This window comes from Nitrosomonas sp. Is35, assembly GCF_033063295.1.
Lineage (GTDB): Bacteria > Pseudomonadota > Gammaproteobacteria > Burkholderiales > Nitrosomonadaceae > Nitrosomonas.
In genome coordinates, this window is record NZ_JAWJZH010000001.1 from 1977313 (window position 1) to 1994898 (window position 17586).

At 51.1% G+C, this 17586-nt stretch carries 11 protein-coding genes and 1 pseudogene; 8 read left to right on the plus strand and 4 right to left on the minus strand.

The window, feature by feature from the left end; translation table 11 throughout:
• The first annotated feature begins 93 nt into the window (after window positions 1-93).
• From R2083_RS09325 to R2083_RS09345, 5 genes are all read left to right on the plus strand, one after another.
• Window positions 94-1698 carry an ABC-F family ATPase gene (locus tag R2083_RS09325; RefSeq protein ID WP_317530461.1) on the plus strand — a complete coding sequence of 535 codons (1605 nt, stop codon included), beginning with the start codon at window positions 94-96 and terminating at the stop codon, window positions 1696-1698.
• Window positions 1699-1802: 104 nt separating this feature from the next.
• Window positions 1803-2684, plus strand: a complete 882-nt coding sequence (locus R2083_RS09330; protein ID WP_317538292.1) for a hypothetical protein — start codon at window positions 1803-1805, stop codon at window positions 2682-2684.
• An 83-nt stretch (window positions 2685-2767) separates the two neighbouring features.
• Window positions 2768-3181, plus strand: coding sequence for a hypothetical protein (locus R2083_RS09335; RefSeq protein ID WP_317538293.1), 414 nt, complete (start codon window positions 2768-2770; stop codon window positions 3179-3181).
• A gap of 50 nt (window positions 3182-3231) precedes the next feature.
• Window positions 3232-3384, plus strand: coding sequence for an ATP-binding cassette domain-containing protein (locus tag R2083_RS09340; protein WP_317538294.1), 153 nt, complete (start codon window positions 3232-3234; stop codon window positions 3382-3384).
• A gap of 560 nt (window positions 3385-3944) precedes the next feature.
• Entirely contained in the window at window positions 3945-4829 is an 885-nt protein-coding gene (locus R2083_RS09345; RefSeq protein WP_317530457.1) for a hypothetical protein, read from the plus strand.
• Between the two features lie 221 nt (window positions 4830-5050).
• Here R2083_RS09345 and R2083_RS09350 read toward each other — a convergent pair.
• Window positions 5051-5590: pseudogene (locus tag R2083_RS09350) on the minus strand (type II toxin-antitoxin system HipA family toxin).
• 339 nt (window positions 5591-5929) lie between these two features.
• Between R2083_RS09350 and R2083_RS09355 the strand changes: the two are divergent.
• Together R2083_RS09355 and R2083_RS09360 are read left to right on the plus strand one after the other, a co-directional pair.
• On the plus strand, window positions 5930-6691 hold the full coding sequence (locus R2083_RS09355) for a DUF5765 domain-containing protein (RefSeq protein ID WP_317538295.1): 762 nt from the start codon (window positions 5930-5932) through the stop codon (window positions 6689-6691).
• Between the two features lie 236 nt (window positions 6692-6927).
• Window positions 6928-7533: a pyruvate-binding protein gene (locus R2083_RS09360; RefSeq protein WP_317538296.1), complete on the plus strand. Its 606-nt coding sequence runs from the start codon at window positions 6928-6930 to the stop codon at window positions 7531-7533.
• 912 nt (window positions 7534-8445) lie between these two features.
• Here R2083_RS09360 and R2083_RS09365 read toward each other — a convergent pair.
• The 3 genes from R2083_RS09365 to purL are packed head-to-tail and all read right to left on the minus strand — an operon-like array spanning window position 8446 to window position 15756.
• Window positions 8446-10485, minus strand: a complete 2040-nt coding sequence (locus tag R2083_RS09365; protein WP_317538297.1) for a M1 family metallopeptidase — start codon at window positions 10483-10485, stop codon at window positions 8446-8448.
• A gap of 16 nt (window positions 10486-10501) precedes the next feature.
• Entirely contained in the window at window positions 10502-11725 is a 1224-nt protein-coding gene (locus R2083_RS09370; RefSeq protein ID WP_317538298.1) for a ChaN family lipoprotein, read from the minus strand.
• A 44-nt stretch (window positions 11726-11769) separates the two neighbouring features.
• On the minus strand, window positions 11770-15756 hold the full coding sequence (gene purL, locus R2083_RS09375; RefSeq protein WP_317538299.1) for a phosphoribosylformylglycinamidine synthase: 3987 nt from the start codon (window positions 15754-15756) through the stop codon (window positions 11770-11772).
• A gap of 91 nt (window positions 15757-15847) precedes the next feature.
• Here purL and R2083_RS09380 point away from each other — a divergent pair, with 91 nt between their 5' ends.
• Window positions 15848-17356 (plus strand): NAD(P)H-hydrate dehydratase, encoded by a 1509-nt coding sequence (locus R2083_RS09380; protein ID WP_317538300.1) that lies wholly within the window; start codon window positions 15848-15850, stop codon window positions 17354-17356.
• Window positions 17357-17586: the final 230 nt, after the last annotated feature.

Consider the following 17586-nt stretch of genomic DNA (forward strand, 5'->3'; position numbering starts at 1 on the left):
TTAAATTAACTCGTACCATAACCCAGCAATCCCCTTGAAAAACGTTTAGAATGTGCGCCCCTTTCTAGTAACTATCATCCGTAGGTATCCGTTTTGATTACAACCGCCAATATCACCATGCAATTCGGCGCCAAGCCGCTTTTTGAGAACGTTTCCGTTAAATTCGGCGGGGGTAACCGCTATGGGTTGATCGGCGCGAACGGTTGCGGCAAGTCGACGTTCATGAAAATTCTCGGCGGCGATCTGGAGCCGACTTCCGGCAATGTCTCGGTCGACAGCGGCGAACGGGTGGGCAAATTGCGGCAGGATCAGTTCGCGTTTGAAGATTGTCTGGTGATCGATACGGTGATGATGGGGCACGCGGATTTATGGCGCATCAAGCAGGAACGCGACGCGATTTACGCCAACCCGGAGGCGACTGAGGACGATTACATGCGCGCCGCCGAATTGGAGTCCGAGTTCGCCGAACTGGACGGCTATTCGGCAGAAGCGCGCGCCGGGGAACTGCTGCTCGGCGTTGGCATCTCCACTGCCCAGCACCAGGGATTGATGAGCGCCATCGCGCCGGGTTACAAATTGCGCGTGTTGCTGGCGCAGGCGTTGTTTTCCAATCCCGACATCCTGCTGCTGGACGAGCCGACCAACAACCTCGACATCAATACCATCCGCTGGCTGGAAGATGTCATCAACGCCAGCAAGAACACCATTATCATCATTTCGCACGACCGGCATTTTTTGAACAGCGTGTGCACCCACATGGCCGATCTGGATTACGGCGAGTTGCGCATTTATCCCGGTAACTACGACGATTATATGACCGCTTCGACCCAGGCGCGCGAGCGTATGCTGGCCGACAACGCCAAGAAGAAGGCGCAGATCGCCGACTTACAGTCGTTTGTCAGCCGTTTTTCTGCCAACGCGTCGAAAGCCCGGCAGGCCACCAGCCGCGCACGGCAGATTGAAAAAATCAAGCTGGAAGACGTCAAGCCGTCCAGCCGCCAGTATCCATTCATCCGCTTTGAATTTCACGACAAGGAAAAATTGCATCGCCTGGCCGTTTCCCTTCAAGCCATCGGCAAGCACTTTCCTGGCATGGATAAACCGCTGTTTAAGGATTTAAGCCTAAGCATCGAAGCCGGTGAGAAAGTCGCCATCATCGGCCCGAACGGCATCGGCAAAACCACGCTATTGCGTTGTCTGGCTGGTGATCTCGCGCCGGATTCCGGCGAAATCAAATGGACCGATAAGGCGCGCCCCGGCTATTTCCCGCAAGACCATGCGGCCGATTTTGCGGAAGATTTGTCATTGATGGAATGGATGGATCAGTGGCGGCGAGGCAGTGACGACGATCAAACGATTCGCGGTACGCTCGGCCGATTATTGTTCTCCGGTGACGACACCAAAAAATCCACGAAAGTCATTTCCGGCGGAGAACAAGGCCGCATGCTGTTCGGCAAGCTGATCCTGCAAAAACCGAACGTGCTGCTGATGGACGAACCGACCAATCACCTCGACATGGAATCAATCGAATCGCTCAATAGCGCGCTGGAACGATATACCGGTACACTGATTTTCATCTCCCACGACCGCGAATTCGTCTCCTCGCTGGCCACCCGCATTCTGGAAATGACACCGGACGGCATCAACGACTTCAAGGGCGATTACGAGGATTATTTGCGTTCGCAAGGGATTGAGTGACGCTGAAGCCCCTGTAATCTCTAAGATATTGCTATATATTTCTCTTTGCTGGATTCGCGATGTGCAGATTTATGGAAGAAAGACGGGGAAATTAAAAATAGGCGTTGCGCATTCAAGCATGTTCAGGTTCGCTTCAACCGGTCAACATGGATTGGAGAATCAAATTGATGCGATTGAATGTATTTAGCCGGAATTCTGGATATGGTCATAAAATCCAAGAATTATCTCATGCATGGATAATCTCGCTCTGTCTATTGATGCTATTCCTGGCGCATACCATCGAGAAAGCAGAGGAACAATCGCTATTCATTGATCACGCCGGCAAAAACCAATGCGGGCAAAAATTCTCAATCCAAGGATTCTCTTCCGTTCATTCCGATGATTCGATTATTTTGTACCAGGTGCAGGCCGATTCTTTAATCCAAAGCCCGCGGAAAGGTCAGAAATTCCTCTTTAAGAACTATTACGAACTTAATTTGCATAACATGGTGCTGGATCAACCTATCCATGGGCCCAGCTTGCAATTGGATTTTGAAAGCTTTAAAAAAACAACCGGGATCTCAAAGGAACGAATTAAATCAAATAAAAACCTGGAAGGTTGTTGGTTAAATCGAATACTGATTGATGATATCCAAATCAACTTCAAACCGGTCAATGGTCAGGTCATGACATTAAGTGCAAGCCATGCAAGGATGACATCCGATACAACGAACCTGAAATTTGAACGCAATGTAATTTTTAAATCTTCTCAATGTACAATCTCAGCCGCATTGGCAATTTGGTCAAATAATCATAATGGCTTGTTTTTTCCAGAAGCATATCAACTGAATGGCCATCATCACGGATCCGGTGATTTTTATCGATTCTTACACGACGGTAGCTGCCAATTGCACCAGATTTCCTCACCAGTCGAATACAACGATATTTTGGATGATGTCGAGGTTGAGTTATTTAATCATGTTTTCCAAAAATCCATTTGGTTCTAAGCAACTTTCAGATACGGCAATACAGTACAATGCAGCGTTAACTTTGGTCATTCTATTGATAACTTTTTAATGAGGAGAAAAAATTGTTTTCAGCCATTAGAGAACATCGTTTTTTGAAGCTGTCATTGGGTGCAGTATTGTTTGTCGCAACCATGAAAGCCGCTTATGCGGATGTAGTCGATGTTACACTCGAATGCCCAACAACGATTACCCCAGGAGGCACATTAAATATCAAATTAAATTTGGTGAGTTATGCCGACACCAACATTGCCAAGAGTGGTCTTATTATTCATTTGGGAAGTTTGGATGTCAGAGGCCCTTATGTGATTCCAATTTCCGTGAAACTCAATCCATTTGAACGTGTTACAACCGAATATTTGACCACGAAATTTCCAGCTGACGCGCCTAAAGGTATTTTTTCAAATATAGGAGTCGGTGTTTACGGTGCAAATAACAAAAGACTTGGACAAAACTACTGCTTGATAGAAGTGCAGTAAAGATGCAATGACATTACCCGCTAAAGCACGAGCGCAAACGTGCTGGCGGGGTGCGGAGTGATATCCCTTTTAAGTTTCCCCGGCATGGACAAGCCGTTATCGATGGCTTGAGCCTGGACATCGAAGCGGGCGAGAAAGTCGCCATCATCGGCCCGAACGGTATCGGTAAAACCACGCTGCTGCGTTGCCTTACCGGCGTTTAACTTCGGATTCCGGTGTGATCAAATGGGCGGAAAAACCCGCCCCGACTATTTATGCGGTCGATTCGCGGAAGAATTGTCATTGACCGAATGGAAGGATCAATGGCGACGGTTAAACGATCCATGACACGCCGGGCCAGTTACTGTTCTCCGCAGCGACGATGTGAAAAAATCTACGCACGTGATTTCTCGCGAAAAACAAAGCCGTATGCCGTTTGGCCAGCGGCTCCTTTAGAAATCCAATGTTTTTTGATGAACGAACCGACCAATCACCACTATCGCTATAGATAAATTTTGCCCTGGTCGCGAATTTTTGTTTGAATCTGAGGCACTACTTTTGGTCTTTAGGAGGAACTCACCCATCGAAGGCAGTTTGGATAATCAGGCAGTGGCACTCAAGGCGGAGAGTACTACGTTGTGGTAAACATCCATGCAAACTTAAATTGGCGAGATGAAGTATAGGGCTCTAAAATCAAAGCCTTTGAACAACAAAAAGACTTGAACTGGCAAACTCTTCACTCAATCAGCTAACTATCACATCTTACTTAGGGTTAATCAATCTTATGAATTATATTTATCAGTCGACTATTTATCACAATTTATCGATACTACTTTTGATTACCAGTTTATCCTTCACTGGAAATACTCAGGCGGGCACTTTCAACTCCGCAACGGGCGAATTATTTCTGCCTCACTTGATAAATGGCACTCAATCGTTATTGAATGCTGTCATAAAATTAAATCCGGATGGAACTTACATCATTCAAAGCGGCATCGAATCGGCACTGCCCTTTGTATGTAGCGGCAATTTCACCAGTGCAACATTGGAACTCATCAAATCTGCCAAAGGTAAAGATGAAGCCAACTCCCTATTAGGATGCCACTGGTACAGCCAACAAAGGTCTTCGTTTAATAATGAGGAAAATGGTCCAGCTTTTTCCTGGCTGGATGCGTCTTGTCAAACACTCTCTGTCGGATTCGATCAATCATCTAACAGCGTTAGTTTCTCATCAGTCGAAAAAAATAAAATGGGATGTAATCTTTACACTGCTTTTTATCCCTACGATATCAGCAAAAAATTGTTTTACATACAATATGTAATAATAGACAATGTTGCTACCGTATCCGATGTTTACATCAAATTCCACGATGGCAATCGATACGAGTTAGTCAGTTATTTAATCACGCCCAATAGCAATCCGCCTACCGTATGCAACCTAATTACAGAAGCGGATTATCATGCCATTAATACATCGATGTCCCCCGATGACATCAGTAATTTATTAGGCTGCCAATGGGGAACGGCTTCAATCTCATCGGATGACCCAGCAAGTTTTGATAGTTATACATGGATTGATCATGAATGGAACCATTTATATTTTTCCCCCAAAGCATCTTTAAGCTCAAAAACCTTCTGGCAATTCAGGATCGGCAATACACCAGACTAGAAAACATTTCATGGCTTCCGTTGTCTTTGGATTTCAGAGGAACGATTCAAGCTGTAACACAGTGTGAATTTTGTCACGATGATCATTGCTCACGCTCGCAGCATCTGCAAAGTTGCTGCCTGTGGGATACCACGTGCTGCACATCATATAGGATCGCTTTGGCTTACCCGCGTTTCAAACCGGCCAATTTTTCAACCGCGACAAAATCAGACAGATCGAATTCATCCCAATTGCCATTCAGTATTAGGTGATGCGAATAAGTCCAGCGTCCGGCTGGGTTGATAATTGTAGGTGACATCAAACGCGGGCGCCAATGACCAGTTAACTTGCTTATCCACCAGGAACGCGATGATTTTGACATGATTGCCCTGGTTGCAGTCGACGACATTGAGCATCATACTCCTGAATTGCTGCCCCACGTCGCGCATGGGCAAATGCAGTCGTTTGATCACCTGCAGCACTTGTTTGTAGCTGTAGGCGCACACCAGATTGTCATCTTAATGTGCCAGAGCGCCCAAAGATTGCATGTGCAATTTGTCACCATCGTCGAGACGATCAAAACGTTTAGTCATGAAATGACGGCGTTCTTTTTCTTCCAGCAAACGGCATTCGTTCATATGGATACCGGCAGCACACGTCATCCGGCAATAGGCATACTCAATCTCACCATAGCCTTTGGGATCTTCCAATTCTTTGTCCTTGTTGCCGCTAGCGCCGTCAAACTTCAGCAAAAAATAACCGAAGTCTTTCAGCACCTTCACCTAGCCGGAGCGCGCTTCGTTGGTTACAGGATTCCAGGTAATCACCTCCTTGGCACCGGCACTACCAGCCAAATTTTGATTTGAAATCTGTTCCAATTCCCTATCATCTTCAACAATATTTTCACAGCAATTCTCATGTGTGACGTTGAGAATGCGCTGTCTATTTTATAGGCAAATGTGTACAATCAGCGGCAATGCCCTTTGTATCCCTGTCCTGCCATTTTCCGGTTTCTTCCATGCCAGCGGTTATCGAGTGAACAGACGGTTGACGTGCCGCTGAAATCTTCCGGTTAGCCTGTCAACCAATCTGGCGCATATTCATATTTTTATAGAGGTTCTATGTGCTGGAGCGGTGAAGCATCTGCTGTGCTTGCGGTGACGGGTCTTGCCAGTACCGCCTATTTTTACCGGAAAGGCGAGTCTGGCGTGTTGTGTGCCGCGCTGGCGTATTTTTCGTTGATGGAATTGTTGCAAGCGTATACCTATACAGTGATCGATCAGTGCGCGGATCCGCGTAATCAGATTGCCACGTTTCTGGGTTACATGCATATCGCTTTTCAACCGTTTTTTGTCAATGCAGTCGCGATGCATTTCATTCCGGACAGTTTGCGCCGCCGCATCGCGCCTGCGGTTTACACCATATGCGCCGCTGCTGCGGTTGTCTTTATGATGCGTATTTATCCATTCGATTGGATGACTTACTGCTTCGATAGAGACTACAACATGACATTTTTCACCAGCGCGAAATACACCATGCCGTTCTGCGGTAAAGAGATTTGCTCGACTTCGGGTGCTTGGCATATCGCCTGGGCCATTCCCGCCAACGGCAATGTGTACATGGCAAATGTTTACGGCTATACCGCTTTTGTACTGCCTCTGTTGTACGGTTCCTGGAAAATGGTGGTGTACCATTTCCTATCGGGACCGTTGCTAGCCTATATGACCACTGATGACATGAACGAATGGGCAGCCGTCTGGTGCTTGTATTCCATCGGTTTGCTGTTGCTGATGATTAAAACACCGATCCGGCAATATTTGTATGTGAACAGCTGGTACGGATTACCGTTACCAAAATTTTTGCGCGCATCCTCGCACACTTGAAACTGCCTTAAAACAGCATCATCGCATCAAACGGTTGCGGCTCACTCGCACTAATCTAAGCCCCTCCGTTTCGGACATAACCCTTCTCAATCAAAATATCAGTCTACTTTAGCGCACCGTTTGATCCGGTGCGCTAAAGCTTTTACCTCATTGCATCGTTGTAAACAACGGGTTGTTTCCAGTCTATTTTTCAATTTTAAGGGACGATTGTAATGAAAAATTTTTATAAATCTGTAATGAGCATTCTACTTGTAGCCCCGATATACGCTTCGGCTGCCGTCGATCTTGTCACTAACGGAAGCTTTGAAGCCGATTTGCAAGACAATGGCTCATGGAATCTCTATTCAACTTTGATTGGATGGAGCGGCGCTCCGGATATCGAACTGCGCAACAATGTCGCCGGATCCGCTTTTGATGGCTCAAATTTTATCGAATTGGACACAAATTCAAACAGTTCTATTTCTCAGTTATTGATTGGCACGCCTGGCTTGTATCAACTCAGCTTCTGGTTTTCGGCCCGCCCCGGTACCGCTAGTGACACCAACGATTTGTCGTTCACATTGGACGGCTCGGCTCCGGTCACTGTTTTGACCGGTGTCGGTGGAGGAAGCGATCATAATTGGCAAAATTATTCGGCGCTATTTAACTTTGATGGTGAGGCGCTACTGACTTTCAGTGCGGTCGGAAGAAGCGACAGTCTCGGTGGCTCACTCGATATGATTTCAATGACCAGCACGATACCTGAACCGAAAATTGTCGAGATGATACTGGTTGGTTTTTTATTACTGAGCCTTACACTTCGCCGCACCAGTAAAGCTTATTTCTCAAGAAATAAGCTTTAAGTCACCGTAGACGATAGAGATAAGTCGCGGGTCAAAAATATGACCGCATGATTCTTGCTCCGCGACCTTGCAATCAAGAATCCTGCTGTACCTTCCCTGCCAGAATCACCTCGTGTTTAATCCTGGCCAGACCTCAAAAGAACAGCTCAAGCCGTAACGCAGTATAAATATTGGCACCGCATGGAATATGAAACAATAAAAAACCCCGCTACCGTTAACAGCGAGGTTTTTGTTTGCCGGATAGAGAAATTAACTATTTCTGAATCGTCGACCGGCAAAACCGATAATACCGAGACCCGCCAGCAACATTGCATAAATTCTCGATCATTTGACCGGATCATATGAGGGAAAGAATCATACTGATGAAGCACTTTCACGCGGCGGAACCGATTTGACTTCCCCTTAAGATGCTTAACTTTGCCAACTGCATTTTTAGTTGCAGTAAACTATCACTCCAATTCCAGCAACTGCAATAACCGCAAAGAGAAAACTTAATAGATTAAAAAAAGAGGCGACAAAACCCAATGTTTTGCCTTTGTATCCGGTTCGGGTTCGAACAATTGAAGATCCCGAACTATGGGGCACAACACGCACTCTGAATCTAGCTATCAATATGCATATAACAAGACCACTGAGTGCAACTACATAAGCGATATTAGTATATGTGCAGAAGTCGGCAGGTAAAGGTAAAGTCATAAACAGAACCCTAAGGTAACCACCGGCACAATTATTATGAGATTTCTCTGAAACATCTTTCTATCCTTATTATTATTCGATCGCGTGTTATACCAGAACGGTAAAACGTTGTCAGTTCCAGAATCAAGAGTATTCAATTCCAACAAAAACCAGCATCGGGTAATGAATCGCAGGTTACCCAAAACATAAACCCATTCACCGTTATACATCCAATCATCACTCTATCACCACCCTCTGCACCAACATCGGCCAAGTCCCTTTCTCAGTCGCTTGCCGGCCATCAAACACCAAATAGCTTTGCCGTCCGTAGTGCGGCAGCGGGCGGATTAGCGCTTCGAGCGATGCGGCATCTTGCGCGGAGATGATGGCGAGCGATGCGCCATCGGTGCGTGCCAATGTCCAGACTTGCGCGCTGCCTTTTTTACCGGTCTCATCCGGTCTGGGTGATAGTTGTTTGGCGGCGAGCCAGGTGTCGATTTCGGCTTGCAGGCCGATAATCAGGGTCGGTGCGGCAGAGAGCAGATCGCCGGGCGCTACCGTGTGAAGCTTGCGATCTTGCAATTTGCTGGCAAGCGTTTCGGCAATTTTGCGGACTTCGGGTTGATCGGACAACAGCACCGTCTGCGTGGCGGCGTTGACCATCACTTCGCGCAGAATCGGCGGCGCTTCGCCGGGGGCCAAGTGCCGGAACAGACGCAGATCGGGATCGAGTGAAACGGCTAGCGGTTTGTCCGTCAATTTCAGCGTATATGTCTGTTGCGCTTGCTGTAAATCGAATCGGTGGATTGTGCTGCCTTGCTGCGTTTCGACTGCGACCGGAACTTGCAGCTGATACGCCGGTTCGGCTTGTTTCAGCGTGATCGACAATTCATACCCGGAACCCGCCGCCGCATTTTTCACCTCAGCCAGCTCGATTGCAGGAGCACCGCTGCGATTCAGCCATTGCGCAAAAAAAGGCCCGAGCGGTTGCCCGGAAACCATTTCAAACATTTTTTGCACATCCAGCCAAGACGTCATTCTAAAGCGCTGCACCTTCCACAACCCCTGGATGCCGCGCTGGAAAAGCGTCTCACCCAGATGATCGCGCAGCATGAAGAAAAACATCGCGGCTTTGTTGTAACCGACAATTTTCGATGCGCCATGCGTGCGCGAGGTAAAAGCCGTCAGCGGCGCATCCTGCCCTGGCTGCAATGCGGCGAAGTCGCGCAGCCAGCTTAAGCGCATGTCGCGCGCGGCGGCGTCGCTTTCCTGTTCTTTGTACGCGTAATCGGCCATGAACGTGGTCAGTCCTTCCGACCAGTTGCCGCTCTTGTAATCCGGATAAACGCCATTGCCCCACCAGTTGTGCAGCACTTCATGGCCAAGCGAAGTACTGCGGATGAATGGCAATTGCAGCACATCGACACCGAGATAAGTCAACGTCGGCATGCCGAAACCGGTCGGCGTTGGACTCGATACGACGCTGAACTCCGTATAGGGATACTCGCCGATCGAGGATTCGTACAGTTCCAGATAGCGCTTCACGGCGTCGAGATAATCCTTCGACAAACCGCTGATCTGCGGATGAAAGTAGGTACGCAATTGAATCGGCTTGTGATTGATATTTTGATACGTCTGCGTTTCGATCGCGTATGGACCCGCCATCAAATCGATCCCTTCGGCGGGATGCGAGAATTGAAACACCGCCTGATAGCTTTGCGGCGATTCATGTTCTTCGATCAAACGGCCCGCCACCAAACCTTTCTGGCCGGACGGCAATTCGATGCTGACTTTATAGCGCACCAGCTGCCCAACAACGCGCGGATACCAATCCGAGCTATCCGGCAGGAAAGTACCGGCTTCGCCGCTGACAGCGACCGGCCTGGCCAGCGTCTGCTGGTGGTCGAGTGAGGTATCCAGCGGCGCTAATACGCCTTTCCAACGAATCAGGAATTGAACCCGGTGCCGGAAAAGAAACGGAATGTTCCAAATATGCGGTTGATTGGCCTGTTCGCGGCCTGCACCCATCGGCCCGTCGTTAGATTCCGCTTGAATCACTTCATACCCTGCGCCCAGCACCAACTGTAATTCTCTCGGTTTATCCACGGTAATGAGGCTTTTCCCCTCAATCGTGCGGTTAACCGGATCGATTTTCACCGTGATGTCGTACTCGACATCATTGTGTTTGACCGGCACAGGCGCTGATAACGCGGGTTGAACAATAATGCTGGTAAGTAGCAGAAAAAAACAAGTTCTGATGAAAGTGGAAGTAGTCATGGTTATGTTGAAAGAATTAATGCTGCAAGGCCGGAAATTTGGCGATAATCTGCATTTCCTGCTCATCTCGCTTGATTTTGAGCGGCAGCCAGGTTCCCGGCGCTTGGCGCTTTACGATGGTGGTCACGTCTTCCAGCGTTTTAACCGGCAGACCGGCCATTTCCAAAATCACATCGGAATCCTGTAACTTAGCGGCATCGGCAATGCTGTTTTTTTCCACTTGCAGTATCACCGCGCCACCCCTGCCCATTTCATAGCGGATACCGAGACGCTGAAACTGCGGCCGGAAAGATTCGGAAACATGCGGCAACACACCGAATACCGCATCGGCCACACCGGCAACCAAGGTCTTGCAGGATTTATCGCTATCCCACGGCAGCAATCCGGCAACGGATTTGATGCCCAAGTCGTGCAATTGATGCGGCACGCCAAAACCGTGCAACACGTGACCCGTGCCCATGATGCCAACGACTAACGGTTTTTCCGCGCCACCGGATTGCGTCACGGCTTGTTGCAGAATTTGCGCCATGGCGCGATCCCACAATTGCTGCCCGCCGATGAAGCGGCGGAAATCCGGATCGTCCTGCGTGGTTTCATTTTTATGTTTACGGTCGTGCTGTTTATAGATCGGCAGTAAAAAATCGACGTACGCCTGACTGGGCTCCGCCGGACGCGTCAAGCCTTCGCGTTCTTCCACCGGAACACCGTAAAAACCCTTTTCTGCCACTTGGCGGCGAAGGCTGGTTTCAATGTTCAGCGCGAGCATCGGAATGCGATTCATTCGGGCAAAATGAAACAACGGCAAATACAGGTTGGCATCGGTATTCCAGACTTGATCCCATTCCGCCGCGCGCAGGAATTCTTTTTCGCTCAATTCACCGGCAATCCATTTATCCAGCGCGGCTTGCACGCGGCGCGGAAACATTTCAAAACCGATCACCATATTCGGACGTTGCGCGTGCAAAGCCGCCAGCGTTTGCAATTGCCAGCGGTGATGATCGGCGTTGATGTGCGTCTCGCCCAGCAACACCACCGAGGCTTTGGCGGCACGCGCGATGACTTCCTGTTGCGAGGTTTTGCCGGAGCCGGGAACAATCCAGTCCCCCAGCGGCACGCAGTTATTCGGCACCGGTTTCTTTGCCGGAGTAATCACCGCAGCCGCAGGATGCATTGCCAGGCTCAGCAGCAAAAAGGTGAGATACAGGAGGCTGTTGCGTTGGGTTATCTTGAAATTTGTCATTTTATTCATTCTTTTAAAGGTTCAATTGATCACAACGGACTCGTTCACCCTACCCATTTACGCGCATTACGGAATAAGCGCATCCACGGACCGTCTTCCGCTTTACCGGAACGCACATCGGGATACCAGGAATGCTGCGTCACGCGGAACACTCGCTCCGGATGCGGCATCAACACATTGAAACGCCCGTCGGGTGTGGTTAAACCGGTCATTCCATGCAGCGAGCCGTTCGGATTGAACGGATAGCGCTCGGTGACTTGTCCGTGATTGTCGACAAAACGCAACGTCACCAAGGCCTTCACACTTTCGGGTTGAGCAGAGGAAAACTCAACTCTGCCTTCGCCGTGCGCTACCGTGACCGGCATCCGGCTGCCCGCCATACCGTCAAAAAACAGCGACGGACTGGGCTGTACTTCCACCATGACAAAGCGCGCTTCGAATTGTTCCGACAAATTGCGTTTAAATAGCGGCCAAGTATCCGCGCCGGGAATGATTTCGTGCAAGTTGCTCATCATTTGGCAACCATTGCAAACGCCCAGCGCGAACGTGTCGCCGCGCTGGAAGAATGCTTCGAATTCATCGCGCGCGCGCGGGTTGAACAGAATCGATTTGGCCCAGCCTTCTCCGGCGCCCAGCACGTCGCCATACGAAAATCCGCCGCACGCAACGAACCCTTTAAAGTCTCTTAAGGAAACACGCCCTGCGATAATGTCGCTCATGTGCACATCCATCGCAGTAAAACCGGCGCGGTCGAACGCCGCCGCCATTTCCACATGGCCATTGACGCCTTGCTCGCGCAGAACGGCGATGCGCGGGCGCACACCCGTTTGAATGAACGGCGCGGCGATATCGTCACTTGCATCGTACTTCAGTACAACCTGAAGACCGGGATCGGCGGTATCGAGAATGCGGTCGAATTCCTGTTGCGCACAGACCGGGTTGTCGCGCAGTTTTTGCATCTGATAGGTGGTTTCCGACCAGGCGCGTTGCACATCCACCCGTTTTTCCGCCAGCACCGCCTTGTTATTGCGCATCAGGCGGATCTCGTCCGACCGGTTCAATTGACCGATGATAAAACTGGCATCGCGCAGCCCCGCATCGGCCAGCACTTGCATGACTTCTTGACGTTGTGCGGCGGCAATTTGTATCACCGCCCCCAGCTCTTCATTAAACAGCACCGCAAGCATGCGCTCCAGGAAGCGCCCTCCGAGCTGCTCCGGGCGCAATTCCGATCCGTCGAGATCGCTGTATTGCGGATCGAAGCACAATTGATCCAGATTCACCGTTATGCCCGTATGCCCGGCAAACGCCATTTCGCACAGCGTTACAAACAGACCGCCGTCGGAGCGGTCGTGATACGCGAGTAATCTGTCCGCTGCGTTGAGTTGCTGGATGGCGTTGAAGAAATTACGCAATTGTTGCGCGCCGGTTTCGCCGTCAATATCCGGCGCGTGATTGCCGACTTGTTTATACACTTGCGCCAATGCCGAACCACCCAGACGATTCTGTCCTCGCCCTAAATCAATCAGAATCAATTCAGTATCGCCGCAATCGGTGCACAACTGCGGCGTCAAAGTTTTGCGCACATCCGTCACCGTGGCAAAAGACGAAATAATCAGCGACAGCGGCGCCGTGACTTCCTTGCGCGCGCCCGCTTCGTCCCAAGCGGTTTTCATCGACATCGAATCTTTCCCGACCGGGATGCTGATACCCAATTGCGGACACAGTTCCATGCCGACGGTGTGCACCGCGTCGTACAGCCCGGCATCCTCGCCCGGATGTCCGGCGGCCGCCATCCAGTTGGCTGACAATTTGATTTTTCCGATCCCGGCAATCGCCGACGCGGCGATATTAGTGATCGACTCACCCACAGCCATGCGCGCAGCGGCTTTCGGATCGATCAACGCCAGTGGCGTGCGCTCGCCGATGGCGAACGCCTCACCCAAAACGGTTTGATACCCCATGCTGGTGACCGCGACATCGGCGACCGGGATCTGCCACGGGCCGACCATTTGATCGCGCGCCGACAAACCGCCGACACTGCGATCACCGATGGTAATCAGAAAACTCTTATCAGCGACCGCAGGCAAGCGCAAAACCCGGTACGCGGCTTCAGTCAGTGTTACACCCGACCAATCGAGCGCGGGCAGGATTCGTTCTCCATGCGCCACATCGCGCGTCATTTTCGGTGGTTTACCAAGCAAAACCGGCAACGGCATATCGACCGGCGGCGTGGGGGATTGCGGATCTTCGACTACCAGCTGTTCATCGCCGGTCGCTTCGCCCACCACGGCGAACGGACAGCGTTCCCGCTCACAGATGCTTTGGAACAACGCCAGCGACTCCGGTTTGATCGCCAGCACGTAGCGCTCCTGCGCTTCGTTGCTCCAGATCTGCATCGGCGACATACTGGTTTCCTCGGACGGCACCGCGCGCAAATTGAAACGCCCGCCGCGCCCGGAATCGTGCACCAATTCGGGAAAGGCATTGGACAAACCACCCGCGCCGACGTCATGAATGAACAAAATCGGATTTTCCTCACCGCTGCGTTGCAATTGCCAGCAACGGTCGATCACTTCCTGCGCGCGCCGCTGCATTTCCGGATTACCACGCTGCACCGAATCGAAATCCAGCGCTTCGGTATTGGCGCCGGTATCCATGCTGGACGCCGCACCGCCACCCAGACCAATCAACATGCCGGGGCCGCCCAATTGAATCAGCAGCGCGCCCGGTGGGAATTTTTCCTTGCGCACATGGCGGTCGGAAATCTGGCCAACGCCACCCGCCAGCATGACCGGCTTGTGATAACCTCGCATTTCCCCGCCCACGCGTTCCTCGAAAGTGCGGAAATAACCCGCCAGATTGGGACGGCCGAATTCGTTATTGAACGCCGCGCCGCCAATCGGCCCTTCCAGCATGATTTGCAACGCCGAAGCAATGCGTCCGGGCTTGCCGTAGTTTGATTGTTCATCGCTTCGATTGAGTTCCCACGGTTGCACGAAACCCGGAATATTCAAATTGGACACGGAGAAACCACTCAACCCGGCTTTCGGTTTTGCCCCCCGTCCAGTCGCGCCTTCGTCGCGGATTTCCCCGCCGACGCCGGTCGCGGCACCGGGAAATGGCGAAATCGCGGTCGGGTGATTATGCGTTTCCACCTTCATCAGCACATGCGTTTTTTCCTGTGCGTAGCCATAAATCTGCCCGCCGCCCGGATAAAACCGCTGGATGGTTGCGCCTTCGATCACGCTGGCATTATCGGCGTACGCCACCAGCGTGCCTTGCGGGTGAGTTTGGTGCGTGTTGCGGATCATCGCAAACAGGGATTTATCCTGTGGTTTGCCGTCGATAATCCAATCCGCATTGAAGATTTTGTGGCGGCAATGCTCGGAATTCGCCTGCGCAAACATCATCAATTCGACATCGGTCGGATTGCGCGCCATTTGCTGGAAGTTATGCGCCAGATACTCGATTTCATCCTCCGACAACGCCAGCCCCATGCTTTGATTGGCTTGCCGCAATGCATCGATGCCGCCACCGAGCACATCGACGGTGTTGAGCGGCTTCGCTGCAAAATGCTGGAATAATTTGGCCGCATCGTCGAATGAATAAAAAACCGCTTCGGTCATGCGATCATGCAGTAATGCCTTGAGGCGCGCTTTATCTTCGGTAGACAGCGGCGCATCGCATTGAATGTAATAGGCAATGCCGCGTTCAATACGCTCAACCGCCGCTAATCCGCAGTGCCGGGCAATATCGGTGGCTTTGGTCGACCACGGCGAAATCGTGCCAGGACGCGGCAACACCAAAAAGAACTCACCGGGATGCCGCGTGTTTTCCTGCGTATGATCATGGTTGAGCAATTTGCGCAGTGCGTTCAGCTCAGCGTCTTGCAAGTTCCGTGTAAGCGAACAAAAATGCCAGTACTCGGTATTCAGCGCGGATACCGGCAGATTCAGCGAGTTAATTTGTTGTCGTAATTTTTCCAGACGAAACGGAGAAAGCGCACGTCCACCACAAAATTGGAGCATCAGAGGAAATAAGGCGGTTATTTAAAGATTGCAATTTTACACGAGAAGATGTACTTATCGCTGATCATCCAATCCCAATCCGCGTACAACCATGATATCCGCCGACCCGGTTTTTCTCACCGCTGAAATCCGCGACATTGAACAGCAAGCGGCAAGGCTGCCCAAACCGCCCCGATTGATGGAAAAAGCGGGCTTGGCGGCGGCGCAAGTGATCCGCGACCAGTTATTGAAAGGCCCAGGTCATCAAATCTTGGTGCTGGCCGGGCCGGGTAACAACGGCGGCGACGCCTTCGTCGTGGCGCGTTATTTGCAGGAATGGGGCAACGCCGTCACCGTGGTATTCGGGGGTGATGGCAATCGTGTTCCGCCGGATGCTAAACAAGCGCTGCAAGCCTGGTTCGATATCGGCGGCGATATTTACGCCGAAATACCGGATGGCGACCGAAACTGGGATATCGTGGTCGACGGTTTATTCGGCATCGGGCTGGATCAATCGCAACATCGCCCGATTGAAGGAAAATACCGCGAATGGATTGAAACCGTCAATCCAATGGCGATTCCCATTGTCGCGCTGGATATTCCGTCCGGGCTGGGTAGTGACGACGGTTGTATTTATGGCATCGCCATTCGCGCCACGCTGACGATCACTTTTATTGGTTTAAAACCGGGGTTGTTCACCCATTCCGGCCCGGAATGCTGCGGCACGATCGTGTTGCGCGACTTGGATATTCAATTACTCTCGCCGCCTGAGCCGCACACTTGGCTGCTGAATCATAAACTTGCGCAATCGATACTGCCGCCTGCGCGTCGCGCGAATAGCCATAAAGGCACGTTCGGTAACGCTGCCATCCTCGGCGGCTCCACCGGCATGACCGGCGCGGCACTGTTGGCAGGACGCGCTGCCTTGCATCTGGGTGCGGGACGCGTTTATCTCGGTTTGCTGGCCGACAATGCGCCGCCGGTCGATTTTTCCCAACCGGAGCTGATGCTGCGCGCGCCATCCGAGTTGTTCAAATTAGCGCCGCTCGATTGCTTGATCGTTGGCCCCGGTTTGGGGCAATCGGCGGAGGCATTGCGGTGGCTGGAGAAAGCACTCGATAGTAATTGCACGCTGGTCATCGACGCCGATGCGCTTAATCTGATCGCACAGCATTCACCGCTGGCGAAGAAACTCAGTCAGCGCAATGCCGCCACCATCCTGACACCCCACCCCGCCGAAGCGGCGCGCCTGCTGAACACCGGCACCGCCGCCGTGCAACAAAACCGCATGAATGCAGTGCTTCAAATCGCACAGCAATTCCATTGCCATGTCGTGCTGAAAGGCGCAGGCAGCATTTGCTGCTTCCCTGATGGAACACGCTACCTGAACACCAGCGGCAATCCCGCACTCAGCACCGCCGGGACCGGCGATGTATTAGCCGGAATAATGGGTGCGCTAATCGCCCAAGGTTTGAATCCCGGACACGCATTGTTGCTGGCGGTTTATCTGCACGGCGCTGCGGCAGATGGCTGGGTGCAGCAGCATCACGGAATGCTGGGGATGGTGGCGTCGGAAGTGATTGCTGAAGCGCGATTGTTGCTGAATGAGTGGATTATTTGAGCATGTTTCTCATAGCAGTTTAGATTCCACTCGATCCCATGAAAAATTTCTTCCCTGTCTCGCCGAATGCCCCGGGTTTCAAATTTTTTACAGAAATACTGCACTGCACTCAATCAACACATCGGCCCTTTATCCATGAAGTTTCAATCGACAGATTCAATTTCACGAATCTTGTGACTTTAATCACTTACAAATAATCACTATTAAATTAATCTGCCTTGGCATATGTG